This window comes from Streptomyces graminilatus (assembly GCF_001418565.1).
Lineage (GTDB): Bacteria > Actinomycetota > Actinomycetes > Streptomycetales > Streptomycetaceae > Streptomyces > Streptomyces graminilatus.
The window spans coordinates 1-5,358 of sequence record NZ_LIQQ01000657.1 but is presented as its reverse complement, the minus strand read 5'-3'; the positions used below and the strand labels follow the sequence as shown (position 1 = coordinate 5,358).

Here is a 5,358-nt window from a genome sequence, read left to right as displayed (position 1 = left end):
GCCGGGTCGGCGTACCCGCGCTCCTCGTACGGTGTACCGGCGTCCTTGGTCTCCAGCGCTCGTCCGCCGAGGCCGACCGTCCTGCGTTCCGCCTCGTCGAGATCGCTGACCCGGAAGTCCAGATGGACCTGGAAGGAGTTCTCGGCGCGCGGCCGGCTCGGCGGGGTCATGTTCGCGTCGAGGCGGAACTCCATCCGGGTTCCCTCGGCGCCCCTGATCTCGATCCGGTTGACGGTCGTCCCCGTTTCCTCGGCCTCCAGCAACTCCAGGTAGAAGGCGGCGAGCTTCTCGGGCTCGGCGCAGTCCGGTAGCACGACGCCCGCACCAGGGTCGTGCTTCCTCCGTACGGGTCAGGGGCGCCACGGTTCGCCGCTGCCTTTCCTCTTCTGCGGACACCCCGTGGGCCGGAATCACACGGGCCCGGCGTCCTCGGCTGCGGTGAGTTGGGCGAGGCGGGCCGCCGCCGCTGTCAGGAAGAGGTCGAGGGCCGCCGGGTAGGAGCTGTGCCGCATGTCCGTCACGAGATGGCGGGCGGTCGCATGGATGTGCGGGTGGGTGTCGGCGGGCAGCCGGGCGTAGGTCGCCCGCCACACGGCCGCCTCCGCCTCGCGCGCGGCCTTGGGCAGCGCCTTGTTCGCCGAGTCGAGGGCCCCGAAGGCGAGCGCCTGGTCGACGAACGCGTGGTAGATCCGCACGGCCTCGGCGTCCGGGAAGCCGGCGCCGCGCAGCACCCCGAGGGCGGTCTCGACGGCCTGGATCTCGTACGCCCGCCCGGTCACCCGGTACGAGCTGAGGACCGCCGCCTGTGGCTGGGCGAGCGCTCCGGCGTGCATCCGCAGGCCGAGGTCGCGCAGGTCGGCGACCCAGTCGCCGCCGGGGTGCCAGGCGCGCAGCGTACGGCCGATCAGCTCGTCGGCGATGGCGAGCATCAGCTCGTCGGTGTCGCGGAAGTAGCGGTAGAGGGCGCTCGGATCGGCGCCCAGGGCGCGGCCGAGGCGGCGCACGGAGAGGGCCTCGGCGCCGTGCTCGCCGAGCAGCCTCATCGCCGTCTCGACGATCAGCTCCTCGGACAGCACGACACCCTGTTTGGTGGGCCGCCTGCGACGCCTGGCGGCCGGCGGTACGACACGGTCACTCATGGTTTCCTCCTGCCCGGTCGCGCTCGGTGTGCGGCGCGACGGCCGGTGTCGGCACCTTATGACAACACCGTTGACCTGTTAAGGGCCCGGGCAGTTTCATGTGCGTTCACCGGGGTCGTCCAAGGCCCCCAGGTGTGAGCGGAGACCGCCATGACCGATACCCAGCCCCACGGAGCCGCCCGGCCGGCGCCGGGCGCGTCGCCCGGCCGGCCCGCGCTGCGCAGGTCCCTCGGCATGCTGGACGGGGTCGCCATCGCCGCGTCCAGCACGGCGGCGACCACCAGCATCGGTATCGGCCTCGGGGTCACCGCCGGGGTGGTCGGCCTGCATCTGCCCGCGATCATGCTGCTGGCCTTCCTGCCGATCCTGGGCATCGCGGGCGCTTTCTCCCGGCTGAACCGGGTGGAGCCCAACGCGGGCAACGGCTATGTGTGGGTGGGGCGGTCGCTCAGCCCCTGGCTCGGTTTCATGGTCGGCTGGGTGAACATCGTGGCCGCGGTGGTGTTCCTGGCGTACACCACGGCGGTCACCGGCTCGGCGGTGATCCAGCTCGCCGGCGACGCGGGGCTGCACCGGGTGGCCGGGCTGGCCCTGGACCCCGGGTCGACCGCTCAGACGACCGGCGTCGGCGTCCTGGTCCTGGTCGCCGTCACCCTGACCGCGGTCTCCGGCATCAGGGCCGCCGCCCGGCTCCAGGGCGCGCTGCTGGTCTTCGAGTACGTCGTGCTGCTGGGCTTCTGCGGCTACGGCATCGTCGCCGGCCCGCACCCCTTCAGCCTCAGCTGGTTCGACCCCTTCCAGATCCCCTCGGCGTCGGCGCTCGCGCAGGGCATGCTGCTGTCGGTGTTCTGCTACTGGGGCTTCGAGGCCGCGTTCAGTGTGAACGAGGAGGTGAAGGACCCCCAGCAGGCGTCGCGCGCCGGGATCACCACCCTGGTGACGATGCTCGGCCTGTTCCTGCTCGGCTCGATCGCCTTCCAGCGGGTGCTGTCCGAGAGCGAGCTGGCGGGCCACGGCGCCCAGGGACTGGCGTTCTTCGGCAACCGGCTCGCCGGTCAGCCGCTGGCCGCGCTGCCGCTCGTCGCGCTGATGTTCTCGGCCGTGGCCTCGCTCCAGGCCGGGGTGATCCCGACGGCCCGCTCGATGTTCGCGATGAGCCGGGACCGTACGCTCGGCCCGGCCTGGTCCCGGGTCAGCCCCCGGTTCGGCACCCCGGCGGCCGGCACGATCATGATCGGCGCGCTGGCGGCGGTCGTCGCCGGGCTCGCCCTGGTCCTGCCGCGCCTGGCCGACATGATCCTGGCGGCGGTCAACGCGATCGGCATGGTCGTCGCCCTGTCGTACGCGCTCACCGCGATCGCCGCCGCCGTGCGCTTCCGGGGCTTGCTGCGCGAGAACCCGCGGGACGGCATACGCGCGGTGGTGCTGCCCGCGCTGAGCGCGGCCACGCTGCTGGGGCTCGGCGGCTATCTCGGCTGGTCCTTCTACGCCTCCGCCGACCATCTCGAACTCAGCCCGGACAACGGCTGGTTCCTGCTTCTCGTGCCGTCGCTGATGGTCGCGTCCGGTTTCCTGGCCGGCGCCTGGGCGAAGTGGGGACGCAAGTCCCCGTACTTCCGGACGGGCCGCGGCACGGACGCGGACGCGCCTCAACTGCTCGCGGTGAGCGAGCCGTCGGCGGCACGGTAGCCGACGTCCTCCCCACCCTCATCCCCCCACACCTCAAGGAAACGGAACATGCGCACCGATCTCGCGGATCTCGTCTTCACCGGCGGCCCGGTCTTCGCCCCCGGGAACCCCACGGCCGTCGCGGTCACCGGCGGGCGGATCGCCGCCGTGGGCCGGGACGAGGTGCGTGATCTGATCGGGCCGGGGACCGAGGTCGTCGACCTCGCGGGGCGGCTGCTCCTGCCCGGCTTCCAGGACGCCCATGTCCATCCGCTGCCGGCCGGGCTCGAACTGACCCAGTGCGATCTGACCGGTCTGAAGACCGCCGAGGACACGGTGGCCGCCGTCCGCGCGTACGCCCTCGCGCATCCCGAGCGGGAGTGGATCACGGGCGGCGGCTGGTCCATGGAGGCGTTCGAAGGGGGCACCCCCACACGGGAGTCTCTGGACGCGGTGGTCCCGGACCGGCCGGTGTACCTGCCCAACCGGGACCACCACGGGGCCTGGGTCAACAGCCGCGCCCTCGAACTCGCGGGCGTCACCCGGGACACCCCTGACCCGGCGGACGGCCGTTTCGAGCGGGACGCGTCCGGCGAGCCGACCGGGATGCTCCAGGAAGGGGCCATGGAGTACGTGGGCCGGCTGACCCCGCCGGTCACGGCGGCGGAGCGGCGGGCTGCCCTGCTGTCCGCACAGCACCGGCTGCACTCGCTGGGGGTGACGGCCTGGCAGGACGCGCTGGTCGGCTCCTTCCTCGGTATGGAGGACCCCTCCGAGACGTATCTCGCCGCCGCCCGCGACGGTTCGCTGACGGCGCGGGTGGTCGGCGCGCTGTGGTGGGACCGGGAACGCGGGGCCGAGCAGATTCCCGAACTGGTGGAGCGGCGGGCCGCGTTGAGCCACGGCAGGTTCCGGGCGGGCAGTGTGAAGCTGATGCTGGACGGGGTCGCGGAGACGGGCACGGCGGCTCTGCTCGATCCGTATCTCGACAAGTGCGGGTGCGCCACGGCCAATCGGGGCACGAGCTTCGTGGACCCGGCCGAACTTCCCAAGTACGTGACACGGTTGGACGCCCTCGGGTTCCAGTGCCACTTCCACGCGCTGGGCGACCGGGCCGTACGTGACGCCCTGGACGCCGTCGAGGCGGCGCGCGCCGCGAACGGTCCCAGCGACACCCGGCCCCATCTGGCCCACCTCCAGGTGGTGCACCCGGACGACGTGCCGCGCTTCGCCCGGCTCGGCGCGGTCGCCAACATCCAGGCCCTGTGGGCCATGCACGAACCCCAGATGGACGACCTGACGATCCCCTTCCTCGGCCCCGAACGGGCCTCCCGGCAGTACCCGTTCGGCTCGCTGCTGCGCTCCGGGGCCACCCTGGCGGCGGGCAGCGACTGGCCGGTCAGCAGCCCCGACCCGCTCCAGGCGATCCATGTCGCGGTCAACCGCGCGGCACCCGGCTCCCCCGCCTCCCCCGTGTTCCTCCCCACCGAACGCATCGGCCTGACGGACGCGCTCACGGCGTACACGGCGGGTTCGGCGTACGCCAACCACCTGGACGACACGGGCAGCGTGCGCGTGGGGGCGCTGGCCGACCTGACGGTCCTGGACCGCGATCCGTACGCAGGCCCGCCGGAGGCGATCGGGGAGACGAGAGTGGCGCTCACCTATGTGGGGGGCGAGCGGGTGTACGCGGCGGAGGGGGCCGCCTGACCGCGGCTCGCGGCTCGCGGCAGGGTCGGTCGGCGACGCGGGTGATTTTCTGGACGGGTGTCCATGTATGCTGGCCACCTGTCCATGATGGACACCTGTCCAGCAAGTGGCCCCAGAGGCCCTACGTAGGAGTTTGCCGAGCATGGAGACAGTCGCGAACGTGCTGGTCGGTCTGGTGGCCGCGCTGCATGTGTACATCCTGGTGATGGAGATGTTCCTGTGGCAGCGTGAGCAGGGCCTCAAGTTCCATGGTTTCGACCCGGAGATGGCCCGTGCGACCGCCAAGATGGCCGCCAACCAGGGGCTCTACAACGGGTTCCTCGCGGCGGGCCTGATCTGGGGTCTGATCGCCTCCGACCCGACCGGCTTCGCCGCGCAGGTCTTCTTCCTCGCCTGCGTGATCGTGGCGGGCGTCTACGGGGCCGCGACCGCGAACCGACGCATCCTGTTCGCCCAGGCACTGCCCGGCGCCATCGCCCTGGCCGCCGTCCTCGTCGCGCGGTGACGCGCGGGGCGCCCGAGGACCCGCGGGCCGCCCGCACCCGGGCGAAGCTCCGCGAGGCCCTCCTCGCGGAGTGCGCCGAACATCCGCTGGCGGAGATCGGCGTCGCGGCGCTGGTGCGGCGGGCGGGGGTGGGGCGGGCCACGTTCTACGTCCACTATCCCGACCTGGAGGCGCTGGCCGTCGACGCCTGCGCCGATGTCGTACGGGAGGCGGTGGACGCGCTGCACGCCTGGCGGGGCCGGCCCGATCCAATGGTCGCGCCGGCCGCGCTGGTGGAGTTCTTCGTCGCCCTCACCCCGCATGCCGCGCTGTACCGGGCTCTGCTGAGCCCGGTAC

6 protein-coding genes are annotated in these 5,358 nt (G+C 72.6%); 4 read left to right on the top strand and 2 right to left on the bottom strand.

Annotation, left to right across the window (positions count from 1 at the left end; genetic code table 11):
* Both AOK08_RS39230 and AOK08_RS39225 read right to left on the bottom strand, forming a co-directional pair.
* The coding region (locus tag AOK08_RS39230) for a VOC family protein (RefSeq protein WP_055534988.1) at nucleotides 1-314 on the bottom strand (314 nt) is incomplete at its 3' end.
* A 96-nt stretch (nucleotides 315-410) separates the two neighbouring features.
* Entirely contained in the window at nucleotides 411-1,139 is a 729-nt protein-coding gene (locus AOK08_RS39225; RefSeq protein ID WP_055534986.1) for a TetR/AcrR family transcriptional regulator, read from the bottom strand.
* Between the two features lie 150 nt (nucleotides 1,140-1,289).
* Here AOK08_RS39225 and AOK08_RS39220 point away from each other — a divergent pair, with 150 nt between their 5' ends.
* The 4 genes from AOK08_RS39220 to AOK08_RS39205 all read left to right on the top strand — a co-directional run.
* Nucleotides 1,290-2,828 (top strand): APC family permease, encoded by a 1,539-nt coding sequence (locus AOK08_RS39220; RefSeq protein ID WP_055534984.1) that lies wholly within the window; start codon nucleotides 1,290-1,292, stop codon nucleotides 2,826-2,828.
* 48 nt (nucleotides 2,829-2,876) lie between these two features.
* A complete protein-coding gene (locus AOK08_RS39215) occupies nucleotides 2,877-4,517 on the top strand; it encodes an amidohydrolase (protein WP_055534982.1) in 1,641 nt (546 codons plus the stop codon).
* 142 nt (nucleotides 4,518-4,659) lie between these two features.
* Nucleotides 4,660-5,022, top strand: a complete 363-nt coding sequence (locus tag AOK08_RS39210; protein ID WP_055534980.1) for a DUF1304 domain-containing protein — start codon at nucleotides 4,660-4,662, stop codon at nucleotides 5,020-5,022.
* Nucleotides 5,019-5,358: TetR/AcrR family transcriptional regulator (locus AOK08_RS39205; RefSeq protein ID WP_157876994.1), on the top strand; the 340-nt coding region annotated here is incomplete at its 3' end. The genes AOK08_RS39210 and AOK08_RS39205, both read left to right, overlap by 4 nt.